Genomic DNA, 18726 nt, shown 5'->3' on the forward strand with positions numbered 1-18726 from the left:
AGTCCACATGCCCAAACTCCGCCTTGTTCTCATCTGCTGCGCCGCCGTGGCCGCAGCCACGCTCGTTTCCGGTGCTGCACTTGCGACGTCGACCATGCGGTCGGCCCCGCCGAAGGACCTGCGCGGATTCCTGCTTCGCCCGTCGGAGCCGCTGTCCCACGCGTTCTCCCGTACGCCGTCCTTCGCGTGGAAGCCGGTCAGGGGCGCGCTGTGTTACGAGTTCGAGCTCGGGACGAGCAAGTCGTTCGCGGAGAGCACAATCGTCTGGTCGAACGTACGCACGGGCGTCAAGCCCGGCACCGGCTGCGCGGCAGTCCCGGTGAACATGCCCGCGCCGACGACCGGCAGCGGCGGCGCTAGCGGCTCTACCTCCGGCGGTTCCGGTTCGACGACCGGCACCGGCGGCACGCCCGCACCGACGACCGCGACCACCGACCCGGCGCTCGCGACCAGCATTCGGATCCTGCGCGTACCGGCCGTCTCGGTCGATATGGCGCTGCCCTGGTTCACCGGACAGCCGTACGCCCTCTACACGCATGTCCGTGCGATCACCCGGAGCGGCCCGACCGGATGGAGCAAGCCGTACGCGTTCAACATGCGCTGGCCCGGCGTAGCGACCCCGCTCTCCAGTCAGCCCGGCTTCGTCCGCTGGACGCCGGTGTCCGGCGCAACGAGCTACCAGGTGTGGTTCCCCCAGATCAGCAAGGTCATCGCGACGCACACGAACGTCGCGGACGAGCGCGAGTTCTACACCTGGCACTCCGACAAGGCCTGGTGGGCGACGGCACGCTGGCGCGTCCGCGCCGTACGGCAGGTCTTCGGGGAGATTCCGAATGGCCTCCCTGCCGTCTCCTACGGACCGTGGAGCCCGGTCTACACAGCGTCGAACCCTGACCTGACCGCGGGGAAGCTAACCCTCCAGGTCGCCGTCTCCGACCGCTCGAGCACGCCCGCCAAGCCGGCGTCGCTCGAACTGATGCCCGCGCTCACCTGGACGGGCAACCAGGGCCTCGACGGCAAGCCGTATCGCCTCTTCCGCACGTATGCCTCGACCGACATCGACTGCGTCAACCTGGTCTACCGCGGCGCAGTGACCGGAAGTCCTGCCTACGCCCCACGTACGACAGGCCCACTCAAGCTCCCGTTCTCGGACGCCGAGATCACCACCGCGGCGGGCGGCTGGATCGCCGACGGGACGAGCGAAGGAGCAACGCTCGGTGCCGACGGATTCCCCGTCGCGACGAGCGAGGGAAGCGCGCCAACGACAGGCGGGGCCGGAAGCTCGGGCTCGTCAGGCTCGGGCAGCGGGGGTAGCGCGAGCAGCGGTGCGAGCGCAAGCAACGTAGCCAGCATCGCCAAGGTCGACCTCCCCGACATCGACTTCCCCTCGACGCGCTACTACTGGACCGTCGTTCCGGTCGAGCTGCGAACGCTCGCAGACAACTCGCGCAAGTACATCGACGTCGATCTGCCGCAGGATGCCTGCGCGTCCGGCCGGGTCGCGTCGTTCGGCAAGGCGAGCGAGCCGGTGCGGGTGTCCTCGACCACGCCGTACGTCAGCGGTCTCGCGCCGAACGGACGACTTCTCGCGTCAGCGGGGAAGCAGCCCGTCGTCTTCTCGACGCCTCTCATCAACTGGGAGCCGGCGACGGGTGCGAGCTCCTACGAGGTGCAGTGGTCGCGGACGAAGTATCCATGGCGCGCGCAGGGGACGACCTCGACGTACTCCACGTCGGCCGTGCTCGATCTCGCGCCGGGGACGTGGTACTACCGCGTGCGCGGCCTCAACCAGGCGCAGTTCAAGAAGCCGCAGATGGCGTGGTCGACACCGGTCAAGCTCAAGGTCGCGAAGCCGCAGTTCCGCGTTGCCGCTGCCAAGAAGAAGTAGCGCACGTCACCGAATCGGCCGGGTTCGGCCGTCGAGTAGGCTCGGGGCTCAGATGAGCCCCGACCTGCTTCTGGCCCTCGAGCTCGCGGATGCGGCCGACGAGATCTCGCTCGGACGGTTCCGGGCGACCGATCTTCTGGTCGAGACGAAGCCCGATCTGACCCCCGTCACCGAGGCAGACCGCGCCGTCGAGGAGGCGATCCGCCTACGCCTCGCGGCGGAGCGGCCGGATGACGGCATCCTGGGAGAGGAGTTCGGCACCACCGAAACGGGTACGCGGCGCTGGATTGTCGATCCGATCGACGGTACGCGCAACTATTCGCGGGGGATTCCGGTCTGGGCGACACTGATCGCGCTGGAGGAAAACGGCGCGATCCTGCTCGGCGTCGTCTCGGCACCGGCACTCCACCGACGTTGGCACGCCGAGCGTGGCGGCGGCGCCTGGGTCAACGACGATCGCATCCGCGTCTCTGCGATCCGTCAGATAGAGGACGCAGTCCTCTCGTTCGCGCTCGAGCAGCCGATCCCGTCGCTCGCAACCTATGCCTGGCACGCACGCGGCTACGGCGACTTCTGGGCCCACATGCTGGTGGCCGAGGGCGCCGTCGACGGGGCCGTCGACGCCGTCGGGGTGAAGGTCTGGGATCTCGCGGCGATCCAGCCGATCGTCGAGGAGGCGGGTGGCCGCTTCAGCGATTTCGCAGGCGCCGCTCGCGTTGACGGCGGCACTGCGATCTCCTCGAACGGGCATCTACACGGCGCTCTGCTCGAAGCGGTGCGCTAATCGCCCTTGCGGCCACGTCGAGCCGGAATTGCTTCGCTCCGCCAGAGCCCACCCCAGAGCCAAGCAACACTAGATCGAGGCGGGCAGAGCTGCCCGGACCGCTGCCTCGTACACCGGGTCGCGGCCGAACCAGTCGAGCTCGCCCGACAGCAGCTCGCTCGAACTGAGCGCTTCACCACCGGCCCCGACGGCCTGACCGTCGACCCAGATTGCCCGGATCGTCTCCGCCTCACGTCGGGTCAACGAGATCTCCCGCTTCAATCTCGAACGGAGCCAGCCCGCGACGAGCTCGGCGTCGGCGCGCGGCCCCTCGATGCGCAGCTTCACAATCGACGCAATCTCGGGCCAGAGATCCGCCAGCTTTCTCCGCCACGGCAGTGAACGCGAGAACGCGATGTCGGAGACGGCGGTGCGTTCGAACAGCGTTGCAAGCTCGACGTAGGCCGAGGGTGGTCGACGCCACTCGCTCGAGTCGACAACGAGCCTGTCTGTCACGCCGAGAATCTCCTCCAGCTCACCCGTTCCCCAGGTCGGCTCCCCCCGCCAGCGACAGAAGACCGGCAGGTCGGAGACGAGAAGCGGCGTGATGATCGAGCCCGGATGATGGACGGCGTCACCGCGCAGCCTGACCCGGATCACCTCGGAGAGCACCTCGTGCGCCATCCCTGGGAGCTGGAACCCTTGCAGCTCCGCCTGCGCACTCACTTCGCTCTTCCTTCCCGCCTCGGGGATCAGGATGATCGTGCGTGCCGGATGTCGCTCGGCCAATCCCGCGAGCGTCACACTCGCCTTGGCGTACCATTCCGGCGGACACCAGACGATGTGGGTCATCGTGCTCGTGCGGAGCTCCGGCACTCCATCGGCCTCCTCGAGCACGCGTAGCTTTCCGAGTTGCCGTTCAATATCCGAGACGACGCCCATGAGACGCTCAGTACCGCGCCGCGAGACGCGCCACGGCACCCCCGTAGGGAACAGGCGCATGCCTGTCCCGGAAGCGAGCGGATGCCCCACCGACCGGCGAGGCACACACGCGTATCGTCCTGGGCCGGGGCATTAGTGCCGGCGCCACGAGCGGGCGTCGCGGTGGATCAGGTCGTCAGCAGATCGTGGGCCCCAGGTGCCGCTCGCATAGTTCGGGAAGTTCGGCCGGTCGCGAGACCAGCCGCCGAGGATCGCGTCGACGAGCTTCCACTGCTCCTCGACCTCGTCCTCGCGGGTGAAGAGCGTCGCGTCGCCGAGCATTGCGTCGAGGATCAACCGCTCGTAGGCCTCGGGGAGGCCCGTTCGGAAGGCGCCGCCGTAGAGGAAGTCCATATGCACGGTCCGAATCGTCATCCCTGCGCCCGGCACCTTGGCGCCGATCGCGAGCGAGACACCCTCGTCGGGCTGAACGTGGATGAGGAGCACGTTCGGCCGCAACCCGTCTCCGGCAATCGCCTCGAACGGCGGGTGCGGTGCGCGCTGGAACTGGATCGCAATCGTCGTCTCGCGGCGTCCGAGCCGCTTGCCAGCGCGGACGTAGAACGGCGTGTCGGCCCAGCGCCAGTTGTCGACGTAGAGCTTCGCGGCGATGAACGTCTCGGTCAGCGAGCCCGGGGCAACGCCGTCCTCCTCCCGGTAACCGGGGACCTCGACACCCTCGACGAACCCTGCTCCGTACTGGCCCCGGACGACAGACTTCGGGCCTGGTGTGTGCATCGACTTCAGCACCTTCACCTTCTCGTTGCGCACCGAGTCGGCGGTGAAGTCGATCGGCGGCTCCATCGCCGTGAGCGCAAGGAGCTGCAGGAGGTGGTTCTGGAAGATGTCACGGATCACGCCGGCAGACTCGTAGAACCCCGCTCGGCCCTCGATGCCCATCGATTCGGCGACCGTGATCTGCACATGATCGATGAACTGGCGGTTCCAGATCGGCTCGAAGATGCCGTTCGCGAACCGCAGCGCCAGCATGTTCTGCACGGTCTCCTTGCCGAGGTAGTGGTCGATCCGGAAGATCTCGTCCTCCCGGAACCACGTATGCAGGAGCTCGTTCAGCTCGAGCGCCGACGTGAGATCGCGGCCGAACGGCTTCTCGACGATCAACCGCACCCATCCCTCCTTGTGGCGGCGCTTGCCGATCTCGGACACCGTGGTCGCGAACGCCTGGGGCGGCACCGCCAGGTAGTACAGCCGGTTGCCCGCAGTTCCGTACTCGGCGTCGATCTCCTCGAGGATCTGCCCGACGCGATCCTCTCCCTCGGCGTCGTCGAACTCGGTTCCGACGTAGCGCATGCCGCGCGAGAGCGTGTCCCACACGTCCTGCCGAAACGGATCGCGCGCGTGCTGCTTCACCGCCTTCTTCATCGCAGCGGCGAACTTCGCCGACGTCTGCGGCGTGCGCGCGACGCCGACGATCGCGAAGTTCTCGGGCAGGAGCTTGCGGTAGGCGAGCGCGTAGAGCGCGGGGAACAGCTTGCGCTTCGTCAGATCGCCGGACGCACCAAAGATGACAACGGCGCACGATTCGGGTCGCCGGCGAAGCTGTAGCCCTTCGAGGAGCGGGTTGGCCTCGTTGCTCACGAGGATGCCAGCGAGCCCACCTTGGCCCGAATGCCGTCGAGGAGCTCTGCGAACGAGTCTGCGAACTTCTGCACACCCTCCGCCTCGAGGGTGTCGACGACGTCGTCGTAATCGATGCCTGCGGCTGCAAGGTCGGCGAGGAGTTGATTCGCCTCGCCGATTCCGCTCGTGATGCTGCCGGTCTTCACCTCACCGTGATCCGAGAAGGCGCGAACCGTCTCCAGCGGCATCGTGTTGACCGAGTCGGGGCCGATCAGCTCCTCGACATAGATCACGTCGCGGTAGGCGGGGTTCTTCGCCGATGTGGAGGCCCACAGGCACCGTTGGGGCCGCGCGCCCTTGCCGGCGAGATACGCCCAGCGGTCATCGCCGAAGACATCGAGGTAGTGCTGGTACGCGAGTCGCGCGTTCGCGACGGCGAGCTGTCCCTGCAGATCGGTACGCCCTGCGGCCTCGAGCCGCTTGTCTGCCTCGCTGTCGACGCGGGAGACGAAGAAGCTCGCCACCGAGAGGACGCTTGCGGGATCGCCACCGGCGGCCACGAGACGCTCCAGCCCGCGGAGGTACGCCTCCGCGACCGCAGCGTAGCGCTCGAGCGAGAAGATCAGCGTAACGTTGATCGAGACACCCTTTGCGATGCAGTCCTCGATCGCCCCGAGCCCTGGCTCGGTGGCCGGGATCTTGACGTAGAGGTTGGGTCGGCCGACCTCCTTGTTGAACCGGATCGCCTGATCGAAGGTCTTCTCGCGCTCGTAGGCGAGGGTCGGGTCGACCTCGAGCGAGACCCAGCCGTCGACACCGGCCGTGCGCTCCCAGATCGGGAGCATCAGGTCGCAGGCCTCGCGGATATCGGTCATGCCGAGCGCGAAGAAGATCTCGACCGGGTCGTCGGTCCCGGCTGCGACCTCACGGAGTTGGTCGTCGTACAGGGCGCCCTCTGCGAGCGCCTTCTGGAAGATCGTGGGATTGGAAGTGACACCCACGATCGAGTCCTCCTCGATCAGCCGCGCAAGGGCACCCGACTGCAGCATCTCCCGGGAGAGGGAGTCGATCCAAGCGCTGACTCCTGCCTCGGCGAGCTCGCGCATCCGTGTTGAATCAGCCATCAGCCATCCTTTCCAGCTCGGCCACCTTCTCGAGGCGGTCTGCGTAACGGCCACCGCCGATGAAGCGTGCCCGCAGAAATGTCCGGACGAGCTCCTGCGCCAGCTCTCTGCCAACGATCTCGGAGCCGAGGCAGAGCACGTTCATGTCGTCGTGCTCGACGCCCTGGTGCGCGGAGTAGGCGTCGTGGCAGATCGCGGCCCGGATGCCAGGGATCTTGGACGCCGCAATCGAGGCGCCGACGCCCGATCCGCAAACGAGCACGCCACGGTCCGCTTCTCCCCGCCGGATTGCCATCCCGACCTCGAGTGCCTTGTCGGGGTAGTCGACGCGGACAGCGTCTGTCGCGACGCCGAGATCGAGTGCCTGATGCTCCTCCGCCGCGATCGCCGCGAACACCGCGTCACGAAGAATCACCCCACGATGGTCGAAGGAGACTGCGATCATCACCCGAGCTCTGCCTCCAGCGTGGCGGCGATCGCGTCTGCCGAGATCCCGAACTCCGAAAAGATGCGCTGATACGGTGCCGACGCTCCAAAATGGTCTATGCCAATAATCGCGCTCGCGTACCGTTCCCAGCCGAGAGTCACGCCTGCCTCGACCGCGACGCGCACCTCGACCGACGGCGGCAGAACCGAGTCCTGGTAGTCATCGTCCTGCTCGTCGAAGAGCTCCCAGCACGGCATCGAGACAACGCGGATGTTCGCGTCGAGTGACTGGGCCGCCTCGAGCGCGAGGTGTACCTCGCTGCCCGTCGCGATCACGATCGCCTCCGGCTCTCCATCCCCGCGCTGCCACAACGTGTAGGCGCCTTGCAGGGTGCCCTCGGCCGAACCGACGACGGTGCGATCCAACGTCGGGAGCTTCTGTCGCGTGAGCGCGAGGGCGACGGGTCCGTCGGGGCGCTCGACGGCGATGCGCCAGGCCATCGACGTCTCGTTCGCATCCGCGGGCCGGATATACCAGAGGTTCGGAATCGCCCGCAACGCCATGTGATGCTCGACGGGCTGATGCGTGGGGCCGTCCTCCCCGACGGCGACGGAGTCGTGCGTCCACACCCAGGCCGTGCGAAGCCCCATCAACGCCGAGAGGCGGACGGCAGGACGCATGTAGTCGGAGAAGATGAGGAACGTCGAGCCGTAGGGACGGAGCATCGCCGGGTCGAGCGCGATTCCGTTGACGATGGAGCCCATCGCGTGCTCGCGGATCCCGAACGCAATGTTGCGGCCGACGTGTGCAGCGGAGAAGATCCCGGCGCCCTCGAACTCGGTGTTGTTCGACGCGACGAGGTCGGCTGAGCCTCCCACCATCGTCGGAGTGAACGGCTTCAGGGCCTGCATCACCTTGCGGCCGGCGTCGCGCGTCGCGACGTCCTCGCCTGCGGGGAACACGGGTAGCGCCTCGCGCCAGCCGTCGCGCGGCTCGCCGCGGAGGTCGAGCTCGCGCTCGTTCGCGAGGGCGGGGAACGCACCGGCCCACGCGGTCACGCGCTCGTCCCATTCCCGCTGCAGTTCGGCGCCGCGCGTCAGGACGGGGGCCATGTGCTCGCGCACGAGATCGGAGACCGCGAAGGTCGCGTCCGGATCGAGCCCCATCGCTTCCTTGGTGGCTCGGATCTCGGCCTCGCCGAGCGGGGCCCCATGCGCCTTCGACGTGTCTATCGCGTTCGGAGCGGGATAGGCAATGTGGGTCCGAAGCACGATCAGTGACGGCCTGTCCTCTTCCGCCTTCGCCGCCGCAAGAGCGCCGAGGAGACCGTCGAGATCCTCGGAGTCGTCGACGTGCTGGACGTGCCAGCCGTAAGCCTCGAAGCGCCTGCCCTTGTCCTCGGTCGTGAATGTGAGCGAGGTCGTGCCGTCGATCGTGATGTGGTTGTCGTCGTACACATAGACGAGCCGGCCGAGCCCGAGGTGACCCGCGATGGAAGCGGCCTCCTGGCTGACTCCCTCCATCATGTCGCCGTCGGAGCAGATCGCGTAGATCCACGAATCGACGATCTCGTGGTGGGGTCGGTTGTAGCGATCAGCGAGGAAGCGCTGAGCGATCGCTATCCCGACGCCGTTCGCGAATCCCTGGCCGAGGGGCCCGGTCGTCGTCTCGATCCCGGCGGTGTGGCCCCACTCGGGGTGGCCGGGCGTGCGCGAACCCCACTGGCGGAACTGCTTCAGGTCATCGAGCGTGAGGTCGTAGCCCGCGAGATGGAGCGAGGCGTACTGGAGGATGCAGGCGTGGCCGGCAGAGAGGACGAAGCGGTCGCGGCCCGGCCAGTCCGGATCGGCCGGGTTGTGGCGCATCACGTCGCGATACAGGAGATACGCGACCGGAGCGAGGGCCATCGCGGTGCCGGGGTGCCCGGCGTTCGCCTGCTGCACCGCGTCCATCGCGAGCGCGCGAATCGTGTCGACCGTCTGGGCTCGAGAATCGACGGTGAGAGCGTTGGCGGCCACGGCCGAGAGCATATCGGGAGCACCGTGGCCGCCGGTCGCGTGGGTCAGGGAAGCGCGACGAACTGATCGAGGAACTGTCGTGCCGAGGGGGTGTCGAGCCGGTAGGAGACGCTTGCACCGGAGCACGTTTGGCTCCCGCTGCTCGTGATCGCGGCGATCGTATCGGACTCCCCGAGGAAGGCGGGGCCGCCCGAGTCGCCGAAGCACACGCCGCCAAGGCCCGTTGCGTTGCCGTTGCCCTGCAGCTTCAGGGAGCTCTTGGTCAGGCTCGAGAATGACGACGTGGAGACGCGCCGCTGGCCGTCGTAGAGGAAGCGCGGGTGGCCGCTTCCGGTCTCCCGGCCAGAGTAGCCGTACCCGACGTTCGTGAACAGTTGGCCGCGAAGTGCGCCGCCGCGGTGGAGCTCGTCGAGGAGGCCCGCGGTCGGGAGAGCAGCCGGGGTAATGCCGACCGGCGGATCGTCCAACAGGACGACGGAGAGATCATGGAGGTCGCCGCGGTCGTGGCCGTACGCGGGATCGGTGATATAGGTGGCGCCGATCAACGCATTGCTCGCCCCGAGCGCGGCCGAGAACGAAACCAAGACGCGGTCGACACCGACGGCGGGAAGATCCGCCGTGCAGTGGCCGGCGGTGAGAAAGACGGTCGGCGCAACGAGAGTGCCCGAGCACAGCGGCACACGGCCGACGCCCGGGATGTCGGCGACGAGCGCGCCGACGGCCGGATGGCCCTCGCCGTCGAGCTGGCCGCCAGTGATGGCCGCCGCCGAGCCAACGAGCAGTAGCACCGCCGAGACGGCTGCGAGCAGGGTTGAGTGGAATCGAGTGTGACGCACCGCAGAGTGCCTCCTGATGAGGCCCACCCCGGCTCGGGTGGGCTGCTGGCCAGTAACAGTTCGAACGATGGCTCGGTGCCCTACGCTTCGGTCGTCGCAGGAAAGCATGTCGCGCGGGCACCGAGCCCGGGAGCTGCTCCGATCTCTACCAACCGTCGTGAAAGCCGTAGCCGGGCCTCACCTTGGCGAAGATCGAGGCGGCGAGAAGGGAGAACGCGATCACCGCTGTGAGATTGAAACGCTTCATACTGGTCACCTCCTTTGCAGGGATTGAATGGGAACTACAGGTGGACGTCTTGCAATGCGGTCGCGGCTTTGCGATACCTGTCAGCCGCCGTACCGGTGTCGCCGCGGAGCCGGGCGAGGTCGCCCTGGGCAACCCAGGCCTCGGCACGGTGCCCGATCGACGAGATCTGCTCGAAGGCCAGGTCGGCCCGTCGGAAGTAGCTCTCCGCCTGCCCGAGATCGCCCTCCTCGAGCGACGCCCTACCGATCACGAGGAGAACGTTTCCGAGCTCTCCGAGATGCGCTTCGTAGCCATCGAGCACCGACAGAGCCTGCTCCGCGTAGTTCTTCGCGCCGGCGGGATCGTCGAGCTTCAGAGTCATGTGGGCAAGCGTCGAGAGCGCGTATGCAGCACCGATGTCGTCGCCGATACCACGCGCGATGTCGACGGCGCGGCCGAGACAGCTTGTCCCTCTCTCGGCGCTGCCGAGCAGGACGTTGATGCCGCCCAGGTTGTTGAGGACCTTGTGGCAGTTGACCTGATCACCGAGCTGCTCGTAGGCATCGAGCGCTCGCTCGCCGTACAGGCGCGCGAGCAACCACTGGCTCTGACGCTCACAGACGACGGATGCCTGGAAGCAGGCGTGGGCGAGCGTTCGCGTGTCACCGAGATCCTCGGCGAGCTCGATCGCGAGCTCGACATCTTCGCGCGCCATGTCCGGCAGGTGCTGGCGGAGCCAGCAGCGGGCACGCCACTGCAGGATGTGCGCCTGGAGCTTCGTCGACTCGTCCCCTGAGGTATGACAAATATGGAGCGCGAGCGTGAAGAGCTGGGTCGCGTTGCCGACCTTCGACCGCTGCAGTCGGCAGCAGCCGAGCCGGTAGAGCACCTCGGCCCGGTCGCGCTCGGTGAACTCGGGGTTGGCCGTGATGTCGCTCGAGCGCGCGAGAAGATCCTCGGCGCCACCGATGTCCCCGGTCGCCATCCGTGCCCACGATTCGGCGAGGAGCGCCCTGTTCATGAGTCCTGGAGAGGTCCTCGTGAAGTCGTAGACGCCCTCGAGCGCCGCGAGTGCGGCAGCGTGGTCGTTGATCTCGAGCGCCGCTTCGGCCTCGGCGATCATCTCGGGCGCCGCCTCGACCATTGAACCGGCCGGGAAAGGCGCCACTCGCGGAGACGGCGCCTCGGCCACCGTCAGGAGTTGATTGTTCATCGCACCCAACATGTCGGGCGTCGGAGCGCCGACCGTGTCCCTCCATCAAGGGTTTGTGCCCCGAGACAACTCGTTCGGGGGATGCCTCCGAGCCTTGGTTCGAATCGGGGCGAGAGACCGCTTTACACCAGAGCCTCTACCCTTACGACGCACATGGCCGTCCTGATCGCATCCAATCTCCGCAAGGAGCTCTCCGGCGACCCCCTCTTCGACGGGATCTCGTTCTCGGTCGACCGGGGGCAGAGGCTCGCGCTCGCGGGCCAGAACGGGGCGGGCAAGACGACGCTGCTGCGGGCAATCATCGGCGAGACAACGATCCAGGGCGGCGAGATCGCGCTGCAGAAGGGCGCGCGCGTCGCGCTCCACGACCAGCGGCCGCCACGCAATCGTGGATTGACGCTGCGCGAGTACTCGATCTCGGGCGCCTCCGCCCTCGTTCGGATCGAGGAGGAGCTTCGCGAGCTCGAGCAGGCGATGGCCTCCGGCACGCACGACGACGCGACACTGAAGCGCTACAGCGAGGCGCAGGCGCGACTTGAGCACGCCGGCGGCTGGGGCTGGCGCGACCGTGCCGCCTCAATGCTCCGCGGTCTCGGCTTCCGCGACGCCGATCTCGATCGGCAGCTCTCCACGTTCTCCGGCGGCGAGCTGACACGCGCATCCCTCGCCCGCGCGCTCGCGGGCGATCCTGACCTGCTGCTGCTCGACGAGCCGACGAACCACCTCGACGTAGAGAGCCTCGAATGGCTCGAGCGCGAGCTGACGACGATCGACGCGGCCGTGATCCTCGTAGCCCACGACCGTTGGTTCCTCGAGTCCGTGACGACGGCCGTGCTCGAGCTCGAAGGCGGTCGCGGCCTTTACTTCTCTGGCCCCTGGCACCAGTGGCGCCTCGAACGCGCGGCGCGGGCGCAGGCTGCAGCGAAGAACGTAAAGCGGGTCGGCGCCGACATCGAGCGGCTCGAGCGATTCGTCGAGCGGTTCCGTTACAAGAAGTCGAAGGCGAAGCAGGCGCAGGCGAAGCTCACCCAGATCGGCCGGCTCGAGCAGGAACGGAAACAGGCAGCCGGCGAGCTCGAGAACCTGACGCAGCGGCGAAGGAGCCTCGGCTTCGAGTTTCTCAAGCCTGCGCGCAGCGGCAGGATCGTGATCGAGATCGAGGGCCTCCGGCTTTCCGCGGGTGGAAAGGAGCTGATCGACGGCGGTTCGCTCGTGATCGAGCGCGAGGAGCACGTGGCGCTCGTCGGCCCGAACGGGTCAGGGAAGACGACGTTGCTCGAGACGCTCGTCGGCCATCGGCAGCCCGATGGGGGGAAGATCCGCATGGGCCACGGCGTCGAGCCCGCCTACTTCTCCCAGCACGATGTGGAGCTCGACGAGCGCGGCACCGTGCTGGACTGTGCGGTCGCGATGACCGGGCTCTCGCGACCGCAGGCGCAGAACCTGCTCGGCAAGTTCCTCTTCTCGGGCTACGTCGAGCAGGAGAAGCAGGTCACCGTGCTCTCCGGCGGTGAGCGTCGACGGCTGTCGCTCGCCGTGATTGTCGCCTCGGGGGCGAACCTGCTCGTACTCGACGAGCCGACGAACCATCTCGACCTCGAGAGCCGCGAGGCACTGGAGGCTGCACTCGAGGCATTCCCCGGCGCAGTGCTGCTCGTCTCCCACGACCGAGCGCTTCTCGACGCGGTAGCCGAGCGGACCGTCGCGATCGAGGGTCACGCGCTGCGCTCGTACAACGGCGGCTGGGCCGATCTCGTGCAGGCGCGGGAGGAGGACACGGCGCCGGCCGCGGCTGCAACCGCGCCCCCGAAGGAGCCCCGGGTCGCGAAGGCCGCCGTGAAGAAGAAGGGGCCGTCGGAGCTGGAGCAGGTCGAGCGCCGGATCACGACGCTCGAGTCGAACGTGGCGCAGCTCGAGGGCAAGCTCGCCGAGGACTGGACGAACATGGACATGCTGACCGAGTACCGCACCGCGCGTGACGAGCTCCAGGAGTTGCTCGCTCGTTGGGAGGCGCTGTTCGAGTCGGCGTAGCCGACCGCGTCACCCCGAGACCGGTCAGACGTCGGTACGTCCAGCGGTGGGTGGCTGGGGAACCGACAGTCGTACGTGGACGCGCGCGTCGACCACGGTGGCTCCGCGGTCGAGCACGATCACGGGATTGCAGTCCACCTCGGCGATCTCCGGCTGGTCGCTGGCCATAGCCGACATGCGCAGGATCACGTCTTCGAGCGCCTGCACGTCCTTTGGCGTCGAGCCGCGGAATCCGTCGAGAAGCGGGAACGTCGCGAGTGAGCGCACCATTTCGGCAGCGTCGAGATCGGTCACGGGCGCGACACGCACGGCAATGTCACGGGTGAGCTCCACGGTCACTCCGCCCGCTCCGCAGGCGACGACCGGACCGAACTCCGGATCCGCGGTCATGCCGACGAGCATCTCCACCCCGCCGCTCACGAGCTCCTGCACGACGAAGCCTTCGAGCGGTTCGCCCTGGGCCTCGATGCGCGCCGCCATCGCAGCCGCCTCCGCGGCGACATCGGCGACGGCAATCCCCACCCGCACTGCGCCCACTTCGGTCTTGTGGAGCGGCCCGACCGCTTTCAGCACCACGGTGCCGCCAACGTGTGCTGCCATCTCGGCCGCCTCGTCCGGACTGCCTGCGCGGAACGTGAGCGCCGTCGGCACGCCGTAGCAGTCGAACAACCGTGCGATCTCGTCCGGCAAGAGCCACCCCTCGCCTCGCTCGAGCGCTCCCGCGATCACGGCGGCGGCTTCATCCTTCCGGATGCCGGGGAAGTGCGGAATCGCTCCGACGGGCTTCTCCCGCCACGCGCTGTGATCGACGGCGTGCGCGAGCGCGATCGCCGCGTGCTCGGGAAACGCGTACGAGGGGATGCGGACGCCCGGCGCGGAGAGCGCATCGGGAAGCCCCTCGGCGGACATGAAGCACGTCAGGGCCGTCACGCGGCCGTCGATCGCACCGATCGCGTCGACGATCTGCCTCGCTACAGAGGGTGCATCGACCTCGAGCGGCGGGATGTAGATCACGATGAGGGAATCGATCGAGGGGTCAGCCGCTATGACTCGAATCGCCCGCCCGTAGTCCTCGGCGGTCGCAGACGCGATCATGTCGACCGGGTTGCTGACACCGGCAGCGGCCGGGAGGAACGAACGCAACTCGACGACCGTCTCCGGCGCCAGCTCGCGGACGACAAGACCACGAGCCTCGCACGTGTCGGCGCACTGGATGCCCAGCCCGCCCGCGTTCGTCAGAATCGCAACGTTGGCGCCCCTCGGCAAAGGCTGGTTCGCAAAGAGAGCTGCGACGTCGAACATCTCCTCGAGCGTGTCCGTGCGTGTGACGCCGACCTGACGCAACAACGCATCGACCGTGGTGTCGGACGAGGCGAGGAGCGCTCCCGTGTGCGATGAGGCCGCCCTTCGCCCCGCGGCGCTCCGGCCGCTCTTCACGACGACGACCGGCTTCTGCCGACCGATCCGGCGCACGAGGTTTGCGAACCGTCGCGGATTCCCGAACGACTCGATGTAGAGCAGCACGACCTCCGTTCTCTCGTCCTCACCCCAGTAGCAGAGGAGATCGTTAGGAGAAACGTCCGCCTTGTTGCCGATCGAGACGAACGAGGACATCCCGAGCCCGAGGCGATTGGCCATGTTGATCACGGCGATTCCGAGCGCACCCGACTGCGACATGAATGCGATGCGCCCTTCGGGCGGGTATGCCTGGGCGAACGTGCCGTTGAGCTTGAACTCGGGGTCTGTGTTGATGACACCCATGCAGTTGGGGCCGATCATGCGCATCCCCGTCGTGCGGCACACGTCGAGGAGCTCCTGCTGCAGGGCGCGTCCCGTCTCGCCCGTCTCGCCGAACCCGGCCGAGATCACGACGATCGCCTTGACCCCCTTCTCGCCGCACTGCCTGACGACCTCGAGCACACGCGCCGCCGGGACGACGACGAAGGCCAGCTCGACCTCCCCCGGGATCTCCGTCACGCTCCGGTAGGCGACAACCCCCTGCACCGCACTACTCGTCGGATTGACCGGATACACGACGCCAGCGAACGGCTGCGCGATCAGGTTGCGCAACAGCCGGCCGCCGATCGTCGCCGGATCGCGAGATGCGCCGATCACAGCAACCGAACGAGCCTCGAGCACACGGCGTACGGCATTTGCGGCCGCCGACCGCTCGCGATCCTCGTACTGCTCCGTCGTTCCCTCGGTTCGCGAGGTCGGGAACTCGACCTCGATCGAGCCGGGGAGGGCGCGGATCTGGATCGGGAACCCGGTGCCCCGGAAGACCTGGATCATCTTGTGGTTCTCCGGAAGCACATCGGCGGAGAAGAACTCGATTCCGTTCTCGTGCGCAGCCTCGGCGAGGTGAGCTATGAGGATCGAGGCGAGACCGAGGCCCTGAAGCTCGTCCGAGACGGACATCGCTACCTCCGCACGAGGAGCTGTTCCCTCGCGGATGTACTGGGCGCCACCGACGACCTCGGCAAGGTCCGGCCCATGAAAGGCGAGCAACGTGAGGTGATCGACGTAGTCGATCTTGACGGCATCCTCGGCACGCTCGCGGATACTCACCACGGGGCCCCAGAACCGAAGCCGCCGCGACTCATCGGAGAGCTCGAGGTAGTAATCCTCGAGTCGATCCCTGTCACCCGGTCGCGCCGGACGGACGTGCACCGTGCGCCCGTCGCGAAGGACGACGTCGGTCTCCATATGGCCCGGGTAGGCGCTCACACCTTCATCCTAGGGCGCCCGGGATCCCGCCCGCGTTTCGCGCGACCACACCCGACGCTTCGTGTCGGAGCAGACCGAATCTCGACGCCGCAGCGGGTCGCGCGCGCATGAGTCCTCCGCGCAGATCGTGGTTACGCCGCTTGGTCCGGCCGCGGCATCGCGAAGGACACGATCGGTACCGTCACGCCGGTGAGACCTGTTCCCCTCTCGGTGCTCGACCTCGCTCCGATCTCGCTCGGCTCGACGGCCGGCGACGCGCTCCGCAACAGCCTCGACCTCGCGCGTCACGCAGAACGGCTCGGGTACCGCCGCCACTGGGTCGCCGAGCACCACAACATGCCGGGGATCGCGAGTGCCGCGACAGCCGTCGTCGTCGGCCACCTCGCAGCGGGAACCTCGACGATTCGCGTCGGAGCGGGCGGGATCATGTTGCCGAACCACTCTCCGCTCGTGATCGCGGAGCAGTTCGGCACGCTCGAGGCCCTGTTTCCCGGCCGCATCGACCTCGGGCTCGGTAGGGCGCCCGGCACCGACCAGCTCACCGCTCGCGCTCTGCGCCGGGACACGATGAGCGGCAACGAGTTCCCGCAGGATGTGCAGGATCTGCAGTTTCTCTTCGGGCCTCCCCAGCCCGGACAGGCGATCCGAGCCGTGCCGGGCGCGGGTCTCGAGGTTCCGCTCTGGATTCTCGGCTCGAGCACGTTCGGCGCTCGACTCGCCGCTTCTCTGGGTCTCCCCTATGCCTTCGCCTCGCATTTCGCCCCGACGGACCTGCTGGCTGCGCTCGATGTCTATCGCCGCGAGTTCCGCCCCTCGCGACAGCTGCAAGAGCCCTACACGATGGCGGGACTCAATGTCTTCGCAGCCGCTACCGACGAGGAGGCACGGCGACTCTTCACGACGCCACAACAGTCGTGGGCGAACCGGTTCCGGGGGCTCTCAGGGCCTTATCCACCCCCGATCGACGATATCGAGGCGTTCTGGAGCCCGGCCGAGAAGGCCCAGGCCTCCGCGATGCTCACGCACTCGGTCGTCGGATCGTCCGCCACCGTCGCCGCCGGCGTCGAGCGGTTCGTTGAGCTTGCGGACATCGACGAGGTCATGGTCGTCTCGGCGATCTTCGACCACGAAGCGCGCCTGCACTCCTACGAGATCCTGGCGGCGGCCCTGACAACGGATCCGTCGACGATGCCGAGCAGCGAGCCGAGCCGTCCCCGAGCGCCGTCGTAGTTCCGCGGTACGCTCCTCCACTGCGGCACTCCTCGCCCATCACCCGTTTCCTCATGTGACGCGACAGCCACCCGGCGGCGTAGAACGGGTGTGCACACTGCGACACTGACGAGACCCTTGACGCACACCGCCACCCCCGTGACCTTCACAGAGGCGGCCGAGCGACATCTCGACGACGTCTTCGGCTACCTCCTCTACCTCACGCGCGACCGCGCGGCCGCGGACGACCTTGCGGGTGCGACATTCGAGAAAGCCCTCCGGCAGTGGTCGCGGTTCGACCCGCGGCGAGGTACCGCCCGAACCTGGCTGCTCGGCATCGCCCGCACCACAGCCCTCGATTCCTTCCGCGCCGATTCGCGCCGCCGCAAGCGCGAGCAGGCGGCAGCCGAGCCCGAGGCCCACGAAGCAGACTTTGTCGAAGGACTCTCGCCCGCACTACAAGCCGGGCTCGCAACGCTGAGCATCGGAGAGCGCGAAGTGCTTGTACTCCGCATCGTGATCGAGCTCGACGGCGACCAGACCGCCCGCGTGCTCGGCATCAGCCCGACGGCCGTTTCGACACGGCTCAGCCGGGCGCTCCATAAACTCGAAGAGAAGGTGAGGAACGATGACCTCCGCTGAGCTGATGACCGAGCTGCAGGCTACGAGGCCCGCCGCCGACGGCGCGCTGAGGGAGCGCGTCCGGGCGATCGCCGCTGCCGAGTCCGTGCGTCGGCCGTCTCCCTTCGCACGGTTCCTGCACTACTCGCCACGCCGGTTTGCGCTGGTCGCCGTTCCCGCAACGGCGGTGGCGCTGCTCGCCGTGGCCGGGGTCGCCGGGTTGCTCGACTCGGGCTCGCGGCCCGGTGGCGTTGAGGCGGTTCGCAACGATCTCTCCTCGCAGAGCGCGACCGCCCCGGGGGCGACTACGACCCCGGCGTACGAGGCCGCCCCGTCGCTCAAAGCCGGAACGGGTGGCGCGGATGCGGCTACCCCGGGGCCGGTGCCCGGCCGCGCCCAGCGTTACTCGGCGCAGCTGACGCTATCGGTGAAGAACATCGACGCGCTTTCCGATGCGACCCAGCAGGCTCTCCGGATCACGCGTGACCTCCGCGGCTATCTCGTCACGGCGTCGTACGCGACGACCGAGTCAGGCATGTCGTCTCTGACGCTGAGGGTGCCGACCGCGAACGTACAGCAGGCGATCGTACGGCTCTCGGACCTCGGCAAGATCGTCGGGCAGCAGATCCAGATCGACGACCTCCAGGGTCAGGTCGACGAGTTGACGAAGCGAGAGAACGCTCTCCGCCTCCAGATCGCACGACTCTCCGCACGGCTCGCCTCGACCGACATCAGCGCCGAGACCCGGGCAACGCTCGAAGCCCGCCGAGACGCTGCCCGCAGCGAGCTCGGGAAGGTGCGGGTCGCGAGCGCCCAGGTCGCCGCCGAAGGTCGCTACGCGACGATCCAGCTGACGCTTCAGACGTCGGAGTCGGCGGCCGTCGTCCCCGCCCCGTCACGGTTCGACAACGCCGTCGACCGTGCCGTCGAGATCCTCGCAATCGAGGCGATGGTCGTGCTGTACGCCCTCGTGATCGTCGGCCCACTGGCGCTGATCGCGCTACTCGCGTGGCTCACGCGCCGCGGGATCCGCAAGCACGAGGACGAGCAGTTGCTCTCGAACTCGTAGCCGGCGGCGTCC

At 67.8% G+C, this 18726-nt stretch carries 14 protein-coding genes; 6 read left to right on the forward strand and 8 right to left on the reverse strand.

What is annotated here, in order from left to right; genetic code table 11:
• The first annotated feature begins 7 nt into the window (after positions 1 to 7).
• Together ABIR74_RS12055 and ABIR74_RS12060 are read left to right on the forward strand one after the other, a co-directional pair.
• Positions 8 to 1888 carry a hypothetical protein gene (locus tag ABIR74_RS12055; protein ID WP_348178439.1) on the forward strand — a complete coding sequence of 627 codons (1881 nt, stop codon included), beginning with the start codon at positions 8 to 10 and terminating at the stop codon, positions 1886 to 1888.
• A 52-nt stretch (positions 1889 to 1940) separates the two neighbouring features.
• Positions 1941 to 2672, forward strand: a complete 732-nt coding sequence (locus ABIR74_RS12060) for an inositol monophosphatase family protein (protein WP_348178441.1) — start codon at positions 1941 to 1943, stop codon at positions 2670 to 2672.
• A gap of 69 nt (positions 2673 to 2741) precedes the next feature.
• On the opposite strand, the gene ABIR74_RS12065 is transcribed toward ABIR74_RS12060, so the two are convergent.
• From ABIR74_RS12065 to ABIR74_RS12095, 7 genes are all read right to left on the reverse strand, one after another.
• Positions 2742 to 3593, reverse strand: coding sequence for a glucose-6-phosphate dehydrogenase assembly protein OpcA (locus tag ABIR74_RS12065; protein ID WP_348178443.1), 852 nt, complete (start codon positions 3591 to 3593; stop codon positions 2742 to 2744).
• Positions 3594 to 3725: 132 nt separating this feature from the next.
• Positions 3726 to 5231 carry a glucose-6-phosphate dehydrogenase gene (zwf, locus tag ABIR74_RS12070; RefSeq protein ID WP_348178445.1) on the reverse strand — a complete coding sequence of 502 codons (1506 nt, stop codon included), beginning with the start codon at positions 5229 to 5231 and terminating at the stop codon, positions 3726 to 3728.
• Positions 5228 to 6337, reverse strand: a complete 1110-nt coding sequence (tal, locus tag ABIR74_RS12075; RefSeq protein ID WP_348178447.1) for a transaldolase — start codon at positions 6335 to 6337, stop codon at positions 5228 to 5230. The genes zwf and tal overlap by 4 nt, the downstream gene beginning before the upstream one ends.
• Positions 6330 to 6782, reverse strand: a complete 453-nt coding sequence (locus ABIR74_RS12080) for an RpiB/LacA/LacB family sugar-phosphate isomerase (protein WP_348178449.1) — start codon at positions 6780 to 6782, stop codon at positions 6330 to 6332. Before ABIR74_RS12080 ends, tal begins: the two co-directional genes overlap by 8 nt.
• Entirely contained in the window at positions 6782 to 8782 is a 2001-nt protein-coding gene (gene tkt, locus ABIR74_RS12085) for a transketolase (RefSeq protein ID WP_348178451.1), read from the reverse strand. The genes ABIR74_RS12080 and tkt overlap by 1 nt, the downstream gene beginning before the upstream one ends.
• A 44-nt stretch (positions 8783 to 8826) precedes the next feature.
• A complete protein-coding gene (locus ABIR74_RS12090) occupies positions 8827 to 9618 on the reverse strand; it encodes a trypsin-like serine protease (protein WP_348178453.1) in 792 nt (263 codons plus the stop codon).
• Positions 9619 to 9899: 281 nt separating this feature from the next.
• Positions 9900 to 11057: a hypothetical protein gene (locus tag ABIR74_RS12095; RefSeq protein ID WP_348178455.1), complete on the reverse strand. Its 1158-nt coding sequence runs from the start codon at positions 11055 to 11057 to the stop codon at positions 9900 to 9902.
• Positions 11058 to 11210: 153 nt separating this feature from the next.
• Between ABIR74_RS12095 and abc-f the strand changes: the two genes are divergently transcribed.
• Complete coding sequence (gene abc-f, locus ABIR74_RS12100) at positions 11211 to 13088, forward strand: ribosomal protection-like ABC-F family protein (protein ID WP_348178457.1); 1878 nt, start codon at positions 11211 to 11213, stop codon at positions 13086 to 13088.
• 24 nt (positions 13089 to 13112) lie between these two features.
• Here the strand turns inward: abc-f and ABIR74_RS12105 are convergent, their stop codons facing one another.
• Complete coding sequence (locus ABIR74_RS12105) at positions 13113 to 15815, reverse strand: GNAT family N-acetyltransferase (protein ID WP_348178459.1); 2703 nt, start codon at positions 15813 to 15815, stop codon at positions 13113 to 13115.
• 189 nt (positions 15816 to 16004) lie between these two features.
• On the opposite strand from ABIR74_RS12105, the gene ABIR74_RS12110 reads away from it, so the two are divergent.
• From ABIR74_RS12110 to ABIR74_RS12120, 3 genes are all read left to right on the forward strand, one after another.
• Entirely contained in the window at positions 16005 to 17045 is a 1041-nt protein-coding gene (locus tag ABIR74_RS12110; RefSeq protein WP_348178461.1) for an LLM class flavin-dependent oxidoreductase, read from the forward strand.
• A 117-nt stretch (positions 17046 to 17162) separates the two neighbouring features.
• Positions 17163 to 17666: a sigma-70 family RNA polymerase sigma factor gene (locus tag ABIR74_RS12115; protein ID WP_348178463.1), complete on the forward strand. Its 504-nt coding sequence runs from the start codon at positions 17163 to 17165 to the stop codon at positions 17664 to 17666.
• Complete coding sequence (locus ABIR74_RS12120; protein ID WP_348178465.1) at positions 17653 to 18714, forward strand: DUF4349 domain-containing protein; 1062 nt, start codon at positions 17653 to 17655, stop codon at positions 18712 to 18714. The genes ABIR74_RS12115 and ABIR74_RS12120 overlap by 14 nt, the downstream gene beginning before the upstream one ends.
• The last annotated feature ends 12 nt before the right edge of the window (positions 18715 to 18726 follow it).

Source organism: Gaiella sp. (genome assembly GCF_039915195.1).
GTDB lineage: Bacteria > Actinomycetota > Thermoleophilia > Gaiellales > Gaiellaceae > Gaiella.